This is a genomic window from Bacillus sp. 1A, from assembly GCF_052682215.1.
Genome location: NZ_JBQYLZ010000001.1, coordinates 3,333,689 through 3,349,120 on the forward strand (window position 1 = coordinate 3,333,689; position 15,432 = coordinate 3,349,120).

Below are 15,432 nucleotides of genomic sequence, written 5' to 3' on the forward strand. Positions count from 1 at the left end.
ATGAATATAAATCCCTGGAAGCAAATGTTTGATGCGAAGTCTATTCTATAGCTTCGCCTATTTGCTTTGTATTCGAAGTTTGTGCGAGTGTTTATATTCATTTTTTAGCATCAACTGCATGTGAAATCAAAACTTTACTTGTAGTACATAATAAATACAGTTGTTTTACTTTTTAAATTACATGTGGATATAGGATAAAGTTGTTTTATCATCCTATATTAAAATAAAAATAAACCACTGTTCGATTTGAATATTCCACGATATAATGGTGAGAGTTTATGACAGAATAAATATTTACATAAGAAGTGAGGTACTGTATGAAAAAAAGAACGACAGACATTATTTTTATTATTATTGGTGCATTTCTTTTTGCGTTAGGTGTCAATTTGTTTGTTATCCCGAACGAGTTTGGTGAGGGTGGAGTAACTGGTATCACGATTATTACGTATTATTTATTTGAATGGTCACCAGGCTTAGTTAACTTAATTTTAAATGCGATTTTGTTAATAGCTGGTTATAAATTTTTAAATAAGATTACAACAATTTATACGATTATCGCTGTAGTTACGAACTCGCTATTTCTTCATTTAACAGAAGGTTGGACGATTGCTTCGGATGAAATGCTTGTAAATGCCATTTTCGGAGGAATATTTATTGGGTGCGGAATTGGTCTTATTATTCGCGTTGGTGGAACGACAGCAGGTACTACCATCTTAGCAAGGATGACGCATAAATATTTAGGATGGAGCATTAGCTATGGTTTACTGTTCTTCGATTTAATTGTTGCGTTTTCATCTTATTTCATCATTGGTGCAGAAAAACTGATGATAACAATTATTATGTTATATGTAGCAACGAAAGTGATGGAATTTGTAATTGAAGGTTTAAATCCGAAGAAGGCTATTACGATTATTTCTGATAACCCGAATGAAATTGCGGAGAAGGTAACTACATTAATGGGCAGAGGGGTTACCGTGTACTCAGGCCATGGTTATTACACGAAAACTCCGAAGGAAATTCTGTATGTTGTTATTAATAAGCAAGAAGTAGTAAAGCTAAAAAGGATTGTTCAAACTACGGATCCGGCTGCGTTCATTGCTATACACGATGTTCGTGACGTATTTGGAGAAGGATTCGTTGATATTTCTAAAGCATAGAAATTACTTTTCATTAAAATAATCTTAATACTAAAACGTAAGAATCTATTTTGAATAATCTTTTTTCAAAATAGATTCTTTTTTTATTAAACGCCATTAACTTTCAGTTCAATCTTTTACATTCTAAAGAAAAACTGCCGATAGAACGCTCCAGTCTGTTCTTTAATTTTGAAATGTGAGAGTTGAATAACAATGGGTTATATGTGCCTTTTTAATCTACTCCCCATGAGTTCCGCCATTTGTTTCGCATCTGGATTTCCTTCATCGTACAATTTATCAATAATGTTAATATAATCCGTCTCATTTCGATTTTGACTTAATTTATAGGCAGCCTGGATGTCTCCCACTTTAATTTTAAATCCAACTATACCTTTCAGCTCAGTTTCTAAGAGAGCAGGGGAAAGTTTATCCCATAATACTGGACTTTCACGATGCTTTTCATATTTTTTCAGCATTGTTGTTAATTCATCTATTAATTCCTCTTTATCTAAAATACTTGCTTTACCATATATATGGACGGCTTGATAATTCCATGTTGGAACTTCTTCATGTTCATACCAAGAAGAAGAGATGTAAGAGTGCGGTCCCTGAAACATTACAAGAACATTTTCACAAGTTTCAAATGTTCGCCACTGAGGATTCCCATAAGCCATATGTCCAGTAATAAAATAGTCATCACCTTTTTTAGTTAATCCAAAGGGCAAATGAGTTGCGATTGGTTTTTCTTTTTTTGTTGTGACGATTGTTCCAAAAGAGTTTTTTTGAACAAAATCCAAAATGTCATCAACATTTGTGACTTTAAAATACTTTGGAATATACACAATAGCCCACCTTTCAAAAAAAGTTATATGAGTGTTTTAATCATTATAAGATCAATTTGTTCTTCATCTCCCATATAAAAGGAGTGAGAGCCAGCTTGTACAAAACCTAACTTCTTATAAAAAGCAATAGCATTTTCATTTTTTTCCCATACGCCTAGCCAAATATTCTTTTTATTATTTGCTATTGCAATTTCAATAGCGTTATTTAGTAGATATTTACCAAGACCATGTTTTTGAAAGGAGCCCTTTATATAAATTCTCTCCACTTCAAGTGATTCATCGCCCATTTCTTCAGACTGAGCATCATCAGTATTGATCTTCAGATACCCAGCAATTTCATTGTTAAAGTAGACAAAAAAGAATTGAGAAGAGATATTGGATAATTCTTTTTCTAATTGCTTTAAGTTAAATGCCTTTTCCAAATAGTGATTCATATTTTCGGGTGAATTTTGATGTTTAAAAGTCTCATTAAATGTTTCATAACTAATTTCTTGAAGTTTTTGTATATCTTCAAGGATGCACTTTTCTATATGTGTAGTCATTTAAATAGTTCGCTCCTTTATATAATCAATAAATTCTCTTATTTCCCTTTTTTACAAATTCCCAATCTTTTTCTATATTTTTTCTTACTCTTTGAAGAAGATTAGAAATAGTTTCCGCTTCTGTTTCGGAAAATCCCTCTAATGCAACAGTATTGGAATAATCATTTTCTCTTTTAATAAAAGGATAGACATTTTCCCCTTTTTCTGTTGGGAAAAGTTTTTTGATTTTCTTGTTAGATTCATCTTCTTTCTTTTCGATAAATCCATTGATTTCAAGCTTTTTGATAGCACGGGCTGCTGTTGTACGATCTACTTTTATCATCTCAGATAGCTTTTCTTGAATGATTCCTGGGTTTTCGCATATTCGTACAAGGTACAAATACTGACCTTTTGTAAGCTCATATTCTTTAAATTCTATATTACTAATAGAATCTAATGCCCTTGCAATCATGCCAATTTCACGAAGAATTTCTTTCATAATGAACTCCTTATCTTTTATTTTTATTGCAAATACAATAATTTGAAGTTACATTTAATATAAAATATTTTTATAGTAAATGCAACAAAAATGACGATGAAGAGGTTGATTAAAATGAAGTATGTTTTTTATGTATTAGGAATTTTAATATTAACCCTGGGTATTTCTTTCACAATACAATCAGATCTTGGCACTTCACCTTTTGATGCACTTTTAGTAGGACTTTCTTTAAATATGGGGCTTACTGTGGGAAGCTGGGAAATAATAATAGCTTTATTATTAATATGTTGTAATTCGATATTAAAAAGACAAAGACCAGAGGTACTAGGGTTATTAACAGCATTCATAACGGGTATTGGTATTGATGTGTGGCTATTTTTATTACGCAATTTAATTACACCTGAAATATGGTACAGTAAAATGATTTATTTTGGGATTGGTCTAGTTATTACAGGATTAGGAACTGCGATATATTTACAAACAAATTTTGCTCCCATTCCAATTGATCGATTAACCTTAATCATACAAGAACTAATTAGAACGAATATCTTTATTTCACGAACATTTATTTACCTTATATTCTTAATAATGGCAACGATTTTACATGGACCAATTGGTATTGGAACTATATTAACCGTTTGTTTAGGTGGGCTATTACTGAATTCCTTTATGTCACTTACTAAAAAAGTATTAAATTACTTATTCGTACACCAGAGTAGATCATCAAGTTATAAGAAAAATAAAGCAGCTGACCACAATGATAACAAAAGCATCTTCTAAGGAATCCTTTTCTTTTTCTTGCAAAAAATCCAATTGTTTCTTAATGTAGTGATGTAGAAGGATGAACGAGAGAGGGTTTAATGAAGATGATACATATTTTATTAGCTGATGATGATAAGCATATTAGAGAATTATTGCATTACCATTTACAAAAAGAGGGGTTTAAAGTTTTTGAGGCCGAAGATGGAAAGGTAGCGCAAGAAGTATTAGAGAAGGAAAATATTCATCTTGCGATCGTAGACATTATGATGCCGTTCGTTGACGGCTATACGTTATGTGAAGAAATCCGGAAGTATCATGATATACCAGTTATTTTATTAACTGCAAAGGATCAGTTAGTCGATAAAGAAAAAGGATTCATTTCTGGTACGGACGATTATATCGTAAAACCATTTGAACCAGCTGAAGTCATTTTCCGTATGAAAGCTTTATTACGCCGTTATCAAATGCTAAGTGCAGACATTATCACACTTCACGGGACGACAATTGATCGTAAAGGTGTTGAGGTGAAGTGTAACGGCCAGACGATTTTACTTCCGTTAAAGGAATTTGAATTATTATCACAATTAGCTAGTTATCCTGGGAGAACATTTTCAAGAGAAGAACTGATTGAATTAGTATGGGGAATGGATTTTGAAGGAGATGAACGAACAGTTGACGTTCATGTGAAAAGGCTGCGAGATCGTTTCTCAAAACGAACGGATGATTTTCAAATTACGACAGTACGCGGACTCGGTTATAAGTTGGAGTTGAAATAAAATGAAATCATTATACTCTAGATTTGTTTTTATGACGGTTGGGATCATGCTACTGAGCAGTATTATCGGTTTTTTATTAACAAATGTGTACTATCAAGTGAAGTTAAAACCGTACAATAGCGAAAAGATTTTAATGTATGCGGAAGAAGTTAAATCGTTATATGAAAAGCAAAGTGAAGAAAACAAAGAGGCGTATTTACATTCTATTGCGAAGCTAGGGTATGAAATTTATATTGTCGATGATCAAAAGAATGGAAAACGTATCGGTAATGCGTTTCGTAAGACGTCTATTAGTGATGATACGGTTCATAAAGTATTGCAAGGGGAAACGTTTAATGGTGTTTCTACGTATCCAACACGTCTCTTTATTACAGGTTTTTTCGATAATGAATTAATAAATAGTGTCGGTGTACCAGTGCAACACGGTGATAAACAGTACGCTTTATTTATTCGTCCTGACATTCAGAACCAATTTGGCGAGATGCGAATTTTCTTAGCGGTATTACTTGGGTTTATCGTACTATTAAGTATTGTCTTTATAGCGATTGCAGCAGGTTATATCGTTCGTCCCATTCGAACATTTACGAAAGCGACTCAAAAGATTGCAAGTGGTGAATATGATATCGAATTAGATGAAAATCGAAAAGATGAAATTGGTACATTAGCAACTAATTTTCAAAAGATGACGAAAAGTATAAAAGAATTAGATGAAATGAGACAAGAATTCGTTTCAAACGTTTCACATGAATTCCAGTCGCCGCTTTCTTCTATACAAGGTTTTTCGAAGACGTTGCAAACAGAAAAGATGAGTGAAGAAGAAAGAAACCATTACTTACGAATTATTGAGGGTGAAAGTAAGCGAATGTCTAGTTTATGTAAACAGTTACTTACGCTTGCTTCATTAGATAAAGAAGAGAAAGTGTTGCAAATAAAAGAGTTTAGTTTGCAGAAGCAAATTAAAGACGTCATTTTTATGCTCGAATGGAAATGGCGTGAGAAAGATATCGCTGTTGAGTTTGATGTGCCGGACATTACAATTCAAGGTGATGAAAACTTACTTCATCAAGTATGGAGTAATGTTTTCACGAATAGTATTAAGTTTTCAAACGATGGTGGAACGATTGAATTTGTTGTAGAAGAATTAGAATCAAGTGTGATGATCTCTATATCAGACAACGGAATCGGTATGGAAAGAGAAGAGATGGATCGTATATTTGATCGTTTTTACAAAGTAGATACAGCTAGGGCAAGAAACGTAGAAGGTAGCGGTTTAGGATTATCGATTGTGCAAAAGATTGTAGAACTGCATAACGGAAACGTTTCAGTGTATAGTACGAAAGGGGAAGGGACTACTGTTCAGGTGGAGCTTCCGAAATAGATGGAAGAGGCTGATTCGGAAGGGCCTCTTCTTTTTTGGTTTCTAGTATACGTGTAAAGTGAAAAAAATGTGAGTCATTTTCATTACATAATCGGACGAGTTTGTGGAGTGAGCTCAGGAGGAAGTTTATTTAAACATGTAGAATCTCTACAGAGTTATAAGGATTGTATTAAAACTTGAACTGTGTAGGGAGGAAATTACTTTGAAACGAATTGACTTGTTATTAAACGTACTAGATTCAACATTCGATAAAGAGAGTTGGTATGCACCGTTTAAACATGCTATAGAAGGACTTACAGCCGAACAGGCTATGTGGAAACCATCTGATGAGGCAACGAATACCATTTGGGAGAGTGTTAATCATCTCATTTATTACAAAGAGAGGATTGCTGCAAACTTAGAAGGCCGTGAATGGATACATAATCTCGACGGTAATGACACCTTTTATCTTACCGAGCAATCCAATGATGACACGGAATGGAAGAAAGTTGTTGAACGTTCTGAAAATGCTCAGCGTAATTTAAGACAGGTATTGAGCTCAATTTCCGAAAAAGAGCTTGAACAAAATTCACTTGAGGAGAAATTACTGGACATCATGCTTCATGATGCCTATCATACAGGCCAAATTATTCAATTAAGGAAAATGCAGGGGTCTTGGCCATCAAATCGGTAATTGAACGTTTTAGTTGGTGCTATTGTTATATTTTTAGTGAAGTATTTTTCATTCAAAATTAAATAACTATAATTATAACCCCGTCCGAAATTTAGAACGGGGTTAAATTTGTTCCTACTATAAAGCCGCACCTTTCCCGCGTTCTTCTTTAAACCGAACCCCAAAAGTATCCGCTGTAATCTCATCAGCTTTCGGCAATGCTCGTAATTTCGGATGAAGTAGCCATACGAGAGAAATAAATAAAATCCCGATGCTAGCGAGCGCGAAAATGAGTTGACTACTAAATATATTTGCGGTGTATCCACCAATTAAAGAACCAAATGGCATAGCAATTGTGCCCATACTTCGCATGACTGAGTTTATGCGTCCAATATACTGATTTGGAATTACAATTTGACTAATTGTCGCAAATAATATGTTGGTCGCACCAATTGGAATCCAAGCTAGACCGAATAAGAGAATAGACAGCCATTGAAACGGTACGATCGTAGAGAGAAACCAAAAGATAGCACCGGCTGCAAAGCTAATAATAGAGACACGGCCAACATTACGTTTGCCAACCCATGAACTGAATAATGCACCGATGAGACTACCTGCTGATATAGCAGCTAAGAAGAAGCCATATGATTTCACGCCTCCTAAAGAATCAGCGAAAGAAGGGAGTATTGCCATTGTCATACCAATTGAAAAATTAGCGACTACTGAACCGATTAAGAATACGCCCATTAATGAACGGAAGACAATCGAAAAACCTTCTTTTAAATCAGTGAAATATTGTTTAGTTGAAAGTGATGTATTGGTTTCTGCTTGCTTTGGCATTTTCAATGAAAAGAACAAAAGGGCAGTAATCGCGAATGTAATAGAGTCAATTACATATAAAGTGATTGCGCCAAGTAGTGCTACTAATATGCCAGAAAGCGTCGTGCAAATTAAATCAATGCCTTGATACGCAAATGAAAAGAGAGAATTTCCTTTTAATAGTTGTGTTTTATGCAGTAGAAGTGGTAAAGCTTTTGATTGTGCGGGATAGGCGAATTGTTCGATAAAGGCTACGATGGGCATGATGATGAGTAGTAGTTGAACTGTTAATAGATCGAAGTAGTGTGTAATAGGAATGATTAAAATAAGCATGCATTGCAAAATTTGTGTAATGACGAGAGTGTTTTTTATTGACCATCTATCAACGAATGGACCAGTAAGAAATTGTAATGCAGAAGGTAATAATGTAAGGAAACCAGCCAATCCAGAATAAAAAGGATTACCACTCAGCTTGTATACGAGCCACATCGCGGCTACATAATACAAACTATCTCCTATGTTTGTAAAAATTCTCCCTAAAAACAATAAGAGGAAATTTCGATTTTTTAATAAGTCCATTTAATCTACTCCTTTACAAAAAAATTATTCGGTAAAATAAATTTGACCGTTACTGTAAAAAAAATCGTATTACGATTTTTCTTCTTTTTTCACAAAGCGCTGCATTGCTTTTTCATCGATTTGTAGTGCAGTAGTAGAAATGTAATATGATTTACTATTTGGATCTTTATCCCCATCTTTTGCGATATCATTTAATTCAGCCATTAATTCATGAAACTTTTTCACCCACACTTGAAATTGTTCTGGCGTAGCATCAAACTCCCAGCAAGATGAAACGTAATTCCACTCTGCTGGGTCTTCGCTTACTTTCCGTAATGTAAAAGCTTCTTCTGGTGCAGCGAGAATATGGCTTTTCGTTCTTTCTGTCATTTGTAAAAAGATTTGGCGACCTGATTCGCTTAATATTTCTAAATGAGGTAATAGGTCCGCGGCAGGGGTGAAGCCTCTAGCGACAGATTGATAAAACTTTTGAATGATGCCATTCTTTTCTTCTGTATAAACAATTTCTATAAAACCATTCTTTTCTAATTCTTTTAAATGATAATGAATTTTAGCCCTTGGAATGCCGAATTTATCAGATAGTAGTTGTCCTGTATAAGGACGTTCGCATAGACGCATCATCATTTCGACACGAAGTGGATCGCTTATTGCTTTTAATTGGCTATAAGTAGTGAGTGTTAACATGGGCTTCAACAAGATCAACTCCTCAAATAAAATTACTCGGTCAAGATTATTTGACTGAATTGTATCAAGGATTCTGATTATTTTCAATACTTTCCAAAAATTAAATCTTCTCCTCTGTAATCTTCTGTTCATATTCCGTTCATATTTCTTTTTTATGATAAGTGCATAGAAAGAAAGAGGAAGGAGCGAGCGAAATGTTTTTAGCTCTGCGTGAATTGAAACAATCAAAATTAAGATACGGATTAATCGGACTGATTATGGTGTTATTATCATTTTTAGTTCTTGTTATTTCAGGATTAGCAAATGGACTATCATATGATAATGCTTCATCGATTCAAAATATGGAGGCAAATAAGTTTGTATTAGCAGAGGATGCGGAAAATAAATTACTTCGTTCACAAATTAAGAAAGATGATGTAGATAACGTAGTAAATCAAGTAGGCGAGAAAGAGGCCGTTCCGTTTCGTGTGAAAGTTTCAACGTATGAAAAGAAAGATAGTTCGAAAAAAGTGGATGTTGCTATTTTCTCAAGTGAACGTGATTCATTTTTAGAACCGAAAATTGTAAAAGGTGAGAAATTAGGCACAGCAAACAACGAAATGGTTGCTGATGAATCAATTAAAGAAAAAGGAATCGATATTGGAGATACAATTATCGATCCTGTTTCAAAGAAAGAATTTAAAATCGTTGGATTTACGAAAGATCAAATGTTTAGCCATACACCAGTCGTTTATGTAAATGAAGACGTATGGGGCGCTATTTCACAACCAAACCAAAAAGATTATAGTGCAATTGCGCTGAATACAGATAAAGAAATTAAAAATGTACATGTTATCGATAAAAAAGAAGTACTGCAAAGTATTCCAGGATTTAAAGAAGAGCAAGGAACATTAACGATGATCATTGCATTCTTACTTGTTATCGCTGCGTTACTAATCGGTGTATTCTTCTACGTCATTACATTGCAAAAAACACAGCAATTAGGCGTATTAAAAGCAATCGGTACAAAAAACTCTTATTTAGCAAATAGTTTAGTCGTACAGGCGTTATTCTTATCAGTCGTTGCGATGGTAATCAGTATTGTTCTTGTACAAGGATTAGAACAAATTTTACCAGCGGGTATGCCGTTCTTATTAACAACACCGATGATTGCACAATATGCAGCAATCTTCATCGTCATTAGTATTTTAGGAACACTTATTTCGTTATACCAAGTATTAAAAGTTGATGCATTAGAAGCAATTGGAGGCGGGATGTAATGACTTCATTATTGAAATTAGACAAAGTAAGTAAAGTGTACGGAGAAGGGAATACGGAAGTAACAGCCCTTCATCCGATGTCGCTTAATGTGAAAGCTGGAGAGTTTATCGGAATTGTCGGTCCTTCTGGATCAGGGAAAAGTACGTTATTATCAATCGCGGGTGCGTTATTATCACCGTCAAAAGGGGATATTTACATTCGTGAGCAAAATATTACGCAGTTATCAGAAAAGGAAATGACAGACATTCGCTTGAAAAAAATCGGCTTCATTTTTCAGTTCGCGAATCTTGTTCCGTATTTAAATGTAAAAGAACAATTGCTTTACATTGCGAAGCTAAAAAAAGACAGTAAACAAGAATCCGAAAAGCGAGCAGATCATTTATTAGCAGCATTTGGATTAGGCGAAAGAAAAAATCATTATCCAAATCAATTATCTGGTGGGGAAAAACAAAGGGTAGCAATCGCTCGTGCGTTCATGAACAACCCTGATTTAATATTAGCGGATGAACCAACTGCAAGCTTAGACTCAAAACGCGCACGTGAAGTTGTGGAAATGATGAAACGTGAAGTGAAAGAAAGTCAAAAAGCAGCAATTATGATTACGCATGATGAAAGAATGCTTGATGTATGTGATCGTATATTGACGCTTCGAGATGGGAAGTTAATATAAAGAAAAAAGACAATCGCACATAAATGTGCGGTTGTCCTTTTTATAAAATATAATTATAAGGGCTTTATTTTGAGAATAACGCTTTAATTTTATTTCGTGTTACTAATAAAACGCCGCCTAAGACAGATAACATACCTAAAGCCATATTGTTTGATTGCTCACTACCAGCGTTAGGAAGTTCTCTAGCGTTATTGTTTGTGTTTGTAGTACCAGTCTTTGTTTCAGTTTGTTTCGATTGAGATACTTCATTAATTTTGTTATCTACATTTTGCTTCGTTGTATGTACCTCAGCTAATTTGTCGTCAATTTTTTTCTCAGTATGTTTAAAGTCGTTGATTTTAATATCTAAGTCTTGTTTTTTCTTTGTTAAATCGTCTGAAACAGTTTGTTTTGCTTGTTTCATTTCGTTAATTTTATTTAGTAAATCTTCTCTAGCTTTTTGTAATTCAGCTAGTTTGTTTTTTATATCTTGTTTAGCTAGTTCTAAGTTAGCGGAAAGACTATCTAAATTGCCTTTAATTTTCTTAAGTTCCTCTAATGTGTTCCCAGTGTTAGGCTTATTTTCTTTTAGCTCAGCAAGTTTGTCCTCAGCAGTTTGTTTCGCTTTCTTTAACTCAGCTAATTTTTCATCTACTTGTTTTTTAACTTCCTTAAGTTCATTAACCTTTTGATCAATGTTCTCTTTATGTTGCTTAATTTCATTCACTTTTTCATCGACAGTTTGTTTATGTTCTTTAATCTCATTCACTTTGTTATCGATATTTTGCTTATGTTCTTTAACTTCAGCAACTTTGTCTTCTACTTGTTTTTTATGTTCTTTAATTTCAGCGATTTTATCTTCGGCGATTTGCTTATCTTGCTGCAGTTTTGCATCTAACTCTTGTTTACGTTGTTTCATTTCGTTAATTTTTTCATCAGCAACTTGTTTACGCTCATGTAGTTCATTAACCTTCGTATCAACATTTTCCTTAACTTGGTTAAGTTCATTCAATGTTTGATCCACGTTTTCTTTGTGTTGCTGCAATTTCGCATCTAACTCTTGTCTATGTTGCTTAAGTTCAGCTAATCGATCTCCCGTACTTTGCTGAGGAGTAGCATCAGTTACTTCCGCATGAGCAGAGTTTGCGCCAGCAATCATTGCTAAAGCTAGTGTAGACGCAGCGATTGTTTGTTTTGTTTTCATATTTTTATACCTCTTTTCTTTCATATGCATGAGCTGTTTTGTGTAAAATTGAGCATATAGAAGTAGATTATCTTATCATTATATACCATGTTCGGCGCTTAGAGGAAGGATTTGCATAATAATCTATGATTATGTAATTTTTAAATTCTTTTATTTTGGAGTAGGGGACAAATCTTTAGCTAGATGAATAATTTCTTCGATAATAGAGTTTACATCTTTGCTATTACGAATTACAAACAAATAGTCAGCTTCGTTTTCTATAGGATCTACGACATCTTCGTGAAGTGACTCGGCCTGTTGGCGATTCAGAACTTCTTTGAAACTAGAATAACTACCTCTAAAAATATTGGTACTGCGCGTGCTTCGATCTACCCTTTCGTAAAGTACATCATCTGGAATGTCAAAGTGAACGAGTATGCGTACATATTCATTTTGTGGAAATAATTCGTTTAGTAAAAATAACCTTCCATTTTTACTGCGATTGGAGTTGCAAATAATAAGGTGTAAATTTGTATGTTCTTTCGCATAATTAACAATGAATTTTGAAAGGCCGTGCTTAAAAGTATTAGCACCTCCAGCCGGTTGTAACTTTTCATAATGCACGTTAATAAATTCTGCTTGGTTATCTTGATCCATAACGAAAGAGTGGGGTAACTCTTTTTCTAATGCTCTTGCAAATGTAGTTTTTCCGCTGTGTGTTTTTCCTACGGTAATAATGACGAATCGTTTCATATTGGCCTCCAAATGTATTTTTTATAATTTGGAACATTCGATGTGAATCGACAATTTTCCTGCCAGAGAATATACAAGGTGTCGGAGTGTTAGTAGGTTGAAAACTTTATAAAAAAGCTTATTTTTGTTGTGAAATTGAAGTAGTGTGATGTTGTCCTAACTGAAATGAACTAAAAATATTCTGTTTAGAAAGGGGGCGGCAATGCTAACGTTATTGAAATATATTATGAAAATGTTCCTGGTGAAAAGGAGATTTAATAATAAAAAGATAGGAAACAAATACCCTTTATTATTAAATACAGCCTTTCATAATCTATGTTGAAGTGATTGGAAAATTAATGGAAAAGTGTTATGGTTAATTTGGGAGTTACACATGATTTATGTTCAGTAAAAAAGGGGGAGTAAAGTGGGGGATAAAATTTTTAACGGCAGGCATATAGCCAATAGTAAGGATCAAGAATTTGTTGTTTTTATTATTGGTATGCGTATTAATAACCTATTAAAATTTTGGAAGTGGATACCAGTTTTTAATGCTATGGGACCTATGATTAAAGAATTGTATCAAAACCCACAATGGGGTTTCTTACATACAGAATTCTTCTTTAGTTGGAGAAAGGTGGTTTTAATTCAATACTGGAAGGGATTCGATGAATTAGTAAACTATGCTCACGGGAAAAATCATTCAAATGCTTGGAAATCATACAATAATAAGATTGAAGATAATGGAAGTGTCGGTGTTTTTCACGAAACGTATCAAATAGAAAAAGGTGCTTCTGAAGCAATCTATGTTAATATGCCAAAAATAGGTTTATCTAGAGCTACCGAACATATACCAGTATCTCAAGATACTAATACTGCTCAAAAAAGAATGGATAAATAATGCAGAAAATTGTGTATGTAGTTTCAATTTTCCTGCCAGAGAATATACAAAGTGTCGGATAGTAGTAGGCTGAAAACTTGACAAAAAAACTTATTTATGCTATAATTTACCAACATAAAAATAAAGTGTATAATAGGGTTCTCCTGGCCAGGGGAACCCTATTTTTGTTGTAAAAATGAAGGAGTGTATGTGCGTGAAAAAAGGTGAATCAAGTGTAACGTCTCTAGTATCAGCTTTCAGCAGGGCATATCATAGTGAATTTGATTGTCCTAAAATCTTTGATGATTATGTAGCTAAAGATTTTATTCCACAAAAAGAACGTAATGATATTGAAACGAATATGGTTCAAGGAATACAGTTTTTCAATACAGACATTGCACAGCAGTTTCAAGATAATCCGAAAGAAATATTAAAGTGGATTACGCAAGTTCAATTATCACCAACACCTTTAGCACGTGCGGCATATTGTGAAAGAGTATTACTACATGAGATTACATTAGGAGCAAAACAATACGTCATACTCGGTGCAGGCTTAGATACGTTCAGTTTCAGACACCGAGAGCTAGAGAATAAAATAGAAATATTTGAACTGGATCATCCTTCTACGCAAAGGTTTAAGAAGGAGAGAATAAAAGAAGCGGAGTTTGAGATTCCAAACAACCTTCATTTTGTTTCGATGGATTTCACGAAAGGATTTTCCGGTGAACAGTTATGCAATGAAGGATTTGAAAATAAAAAGACTTTCTTTAGCCTATTAGGTGTTACGTACTATTTAACGAAAGAGGAGCTTTCTAGTTTAATAGAAAATTTATTCGAGATGGTTCCAGTGGGGAGCTCTATCGTATTCGATTATCCGGATGAAAACTTATTTACGGAAAAAGGATTGTCCAATCGAGTTGAAAATATGGTGAAAATGGCTGCAGTAGGCGGAGAACCGATGAAATCGTGTTTTTCTTATGCTGAAATGGAAGCACTGTTAGAGAAGGTAGGCTTACTCATTTATGAGCACTTATCACCAGAGGATATTCATACATTATATTTTGAAGGACGAAACGATTATTTAAAAGCTTTTGAGACGGTGCATTATGTGCATGCGGTGAAGAAGTAGGAATTAGTAGGCATGGGGAGAAATCTCTGTGTCTTTTTTTATGAAAAAAGATATGACTGTTGGAAGGAGAATTCGATAGTTCACAGAATATGCAGTATGAATGTAAAAGATGAAGTAGCAATGATAAAGGAGAACGTAATGTATACAATTGGACAAGTTGCTAAATTTTTAGATGTATCTAGAGATACTTTGAAGTTTTATGAGGAAAAAGATTTGGTCAAGCCGAAGCAAAATATTGAGAATGGGTATAGAAAATATAATAATTTTGATATATATGATATAACAACGGTCAATTTCTATAGGGAAATGGATATCGAAATAAAAAAAATTCAGGAATTAAGAAAAAGTAAGAGTATAGAGGGAATAAAATCATTGTTGGAAGAGAAAGAACAAGAAGTTTTAGAGGAGATAGAATATAAAAAGCTTCTTTTAAAAAAGGTTCAAATTGTACAAGAAGATTGTGAAAAAATAAAGAAATTTTTAGGGAAATACGTAATAAAAGAAATGAAACCTTTAGAAGTAAACGGAGAAATAGAGCATTTTACTGCGTATGATGAATATGAATCTTTGAAAAAGAATACGGATAGTTTAAAAAAAGCAGTTACTTTAACATCTTTACGAAGAGTTATAAGTTTTAATAAAGAAGGTATTATAGAAGATAAATTTATAATCGTAAGAAAAGTAGAAGACTTTGATAAAGAATTAGAAGGGGAAATTCTATCGCATCCAAAATGTATTTATACTGTTATTGAAGATGGAAGGTGGGCAACTGGTGGGGAAAGTATTGATCATAATGTGGAATCCAGTTTAAGAAAAGCAGCGATAGAACAAGGGTATGAACTTTTTGGTCTAGTGTATATAAATATATTACTTACCACATATGAAGAGGAACTTGAACGTATATTTTTAGAAATTTATGCACCTGTAAAATAATGCAGACATGTATTGACC

General features: G+C 33.7%; 17 protein-coding genes. 10 read left to right on the forward strand and 7 right to left on the reverse strand.

Features of this window, described 5'->3' with window-relative positions; genetic code table 11:
- The first annotated feature begins 317 nt into the window (after positions 1-317).
- Complete coding sequence (locus ACUN0F_RS17005) at positions 318-1,157, forward strand: YitT family protein (RefSeq protein WP_000747486.1); 840 nt, start codon at positions 318-320, stop codon at positions 1,155-1,157.
- Between the two features lie 197 nt (positions 1,158-1,354).
- On the opposite strand, the gene ACUN0F_RS17010 is transcribed toward ACUN0F_RS17005, so the two are convergent.
- From ACUN0F_RS17010 to ACUN0F_RS17020, 3 genes are read right to left on the reverse strand one after another with little or no spacing between them, the layout of a single operon-like run.
- Entirely contained in the window at positions 1,355-1,978 is a 624-nt protein-coding gene (locus ACUN0F_RS17010; RefSeq protein ID WP_445539773.1) for an FMN-binding negative transcriptional regulator, read from the reverse strand.
- A gap of 23 nt (positions 1,979-2,001) precedes the next feature.
- A complete protein-coding gene (locus ACUN0F_RS17015; protein ID WP_137036289.1) occupies positions 2,002-2,520 on the reverse strand; it encodes a GNAT family N-acetyltransferase in 519 nt (172 codons plus the stop codon).
- A gap of 25 nt (positions 2,521-2,545) precedes the next feature.
- Positions 2,546-2,998: a MarR family winged helix-turn-helix transcriptional regulator gene (locus ACUN0F_RS17020; RefSeq protein WP_215561727.1), complete on the reverse strand. Its 453-nt coding sequence runs from the start codon at positions 2,996-2,998 to the stop codon at positions 2,546-2,548.
- Between the two features lie 114 nt (positions 2,999-3,112).
- Between ACUN0F_RS17020 and ACUN0F_RS17025 the strand changes: the two genes are divergently transcribed.
- From ACUN0F_RS17025 to ACUN0F_RS17040, 4 genes are all read left to right on the forward strand, one after another.
- A complete protein-coding gene (locus tag ACUN0F_RS17025) occupies positions 3,113-3,778 on the forward strand; it encodes a YczE/YyaS/YitT family protein (protein ID WP_215561726.1) in 666 nt (221 codons plus the stop codon).
- 80 nt (positions 3,779-3,858) lie between these two features.
- Entirely contained in the window at positions 3,859-4,536 is a 678-nt protein-coding gene (locus ACUN0F_RS17030; protein ID WP_000781966.1) for a response regulator transcription factor, read from the forward strand.
- Between the two features lies 1 nt (position 4,537).
- On the forward strand, positions 4,538-5,914 hold the full coding sequence (locus ACUN0F_RS17035; RefSeq protein WP_445539774.1) for a sensor histidine kinase: 1,377 nt from the start codon (positions 4,538-4,540) through the stop codon (positions 5,912-5,914).
- Positions 5,915-6,116: 202 nt separating this feature from the next.
- The gene (locus ACUN0F_RS17040) at positions 6,117-6,587 is read left to right on the forward strand and encodes a DinB family protein (RefSeq protein ID WP_215561724.1); all 471 of its coding nucleotides are present in this window, start codon (positions 6,117-6,119) and stop codon (positions 6,585-6,587) included.
- Between the two features lie 117 nt (positions 6,588-6,704).
- Here the strand turns inward: ACUN0F_RS17040 and ACUN0F_RS17045 are convergent, their stop codons facing one another.
- Entirely contained in the window at positions 6,705-7,964 is a 1,260-nt protein-coding gene (locus tag ACUN0F_RS17045; protein WP_445539775.1) for an MFS transporter, read from the reverse strand.
- Between the two features lie 69 nt (positions 7,965-8,033).
- Complete coding sequence (locus ACUN0F_RS17050) at positions 8,034-8,657, reverse strand: ArsR/SmtB family transcription factor (RefSeq protein ID WP_445539776.1); 624 nt, start codon at positions 8,655-8,657, stop codon at positions 8,034-8,036.
- A gap of 185 nt (positions 8,658-8,842) precedes the next feature.
- Between ACUN0F_RS17050 and ACUN0F_RS17055 the strand changes: the two genes are divergently transcribed.
- Positions 8,843-9,907 carry an ABC transporter permease gene (locus ACUN0F_RS17055; protein WP_445539777.1) on the forward strand — a complete coding sequence of 355 codons (1,065 nt, stop codon included), beginning with the start codon at positions 8,843-8,845 and terminating at the stop codon, positions 9,905-9,907.
- Positions 9,907-10,578, forward strand: coding sequence for an ABC transporter ATP-binding protein (locus ACUN0F_RS17060; RefSeq protein ID WP_445539778.1), 672 nt, complete (start codon positions 9,907-9,909; stop codon positions 10,576-10,578). The genes ACUN0F_RS17055 and ACUN0F_RS17060 overlap by 1 nt, the downstream gene beginning before the upstream one ends.
- Positions 10,579-10,642: 64 nt before the next feature.
- Here the strand turns inward: ACUN0F_RS17060 and ACUN0F_RS17065 are convergent, their stop codons facing one another.
- Together ACUN0F_RS17065 and ACUN0F_RS17070 are read right to left on the reverse strand one after the other, a co-directional pair.
- Entirely contained in the window at positions 10,643-11,761 is a 1,119-nt protein-coding gene (locus tag ACUN0F_RS17065; RefSeq protein WP_445539779.1) for an LPXTG cell wall anchor domain-containing protein, read from the reverse strand.
- A 150-nt stretch (positions 11,762-11,911) separates the two neighbouring features.
- A complete protein-coding gene (locus ACUN0F_RS17070; RefSeq protein ID WP_445539780.1) occupies positions 11,912-12,493 on the reverse strand; it encodes an AAA family ATPase in 582 nt (193 codons plus the stop codon).
- A gap of 406 nt (positions 12,494-12,899) precedes the next feature.
- Between ACUN0F_RS17070 and ACUN0F_RS17075 the strand changes: the two genes are divergently transcribed.
- The 3 genes from ACUN0F_RS17075 (at position 12,900) to ACUN0F_RS17085 (ending at position 15,414) form a co-directional block, all read left to right on the forward strand.
- Complete coding sequence (locus ACUN0F_RS17075) at positions 12,900-13,373, forward strand: DUF4188 domain-containing protein (RefSeq protein ID WP_264461101.1); 474 nt, start codon at positions 12,900-12,902, stop codon at positions 13,371-13,373.
- 187 nt (positions 13,374-13,560) lie between these two features.
- Positions 13,561-14,481 carry a class I SAM-dependent methyltransferase gene (locus ACUN0F_RS17080; RefSeq protein ID WP_264461102.1) on the forward strand — a complete coding sequence of 307 codons (921 nt, stop codon included), beginning with the start codon at positions 13,561-13,563 and terminating at the stop codon, positions 14,479-14,481.
- A gap of 138 nt (positions 14,482-14,619) precedes the next feature.
- Entirely contained in the window at positions 14,620-15,414 is a 795-nt protein-coding gene (locus ACUN0F_RS17085; RefSeq protein ID WP_098190716.1) for a MerR family transcriptional regulator, read from the forward strand.
- Positions 15,415-15,432 lie beyond the last annotated feature (18 nt).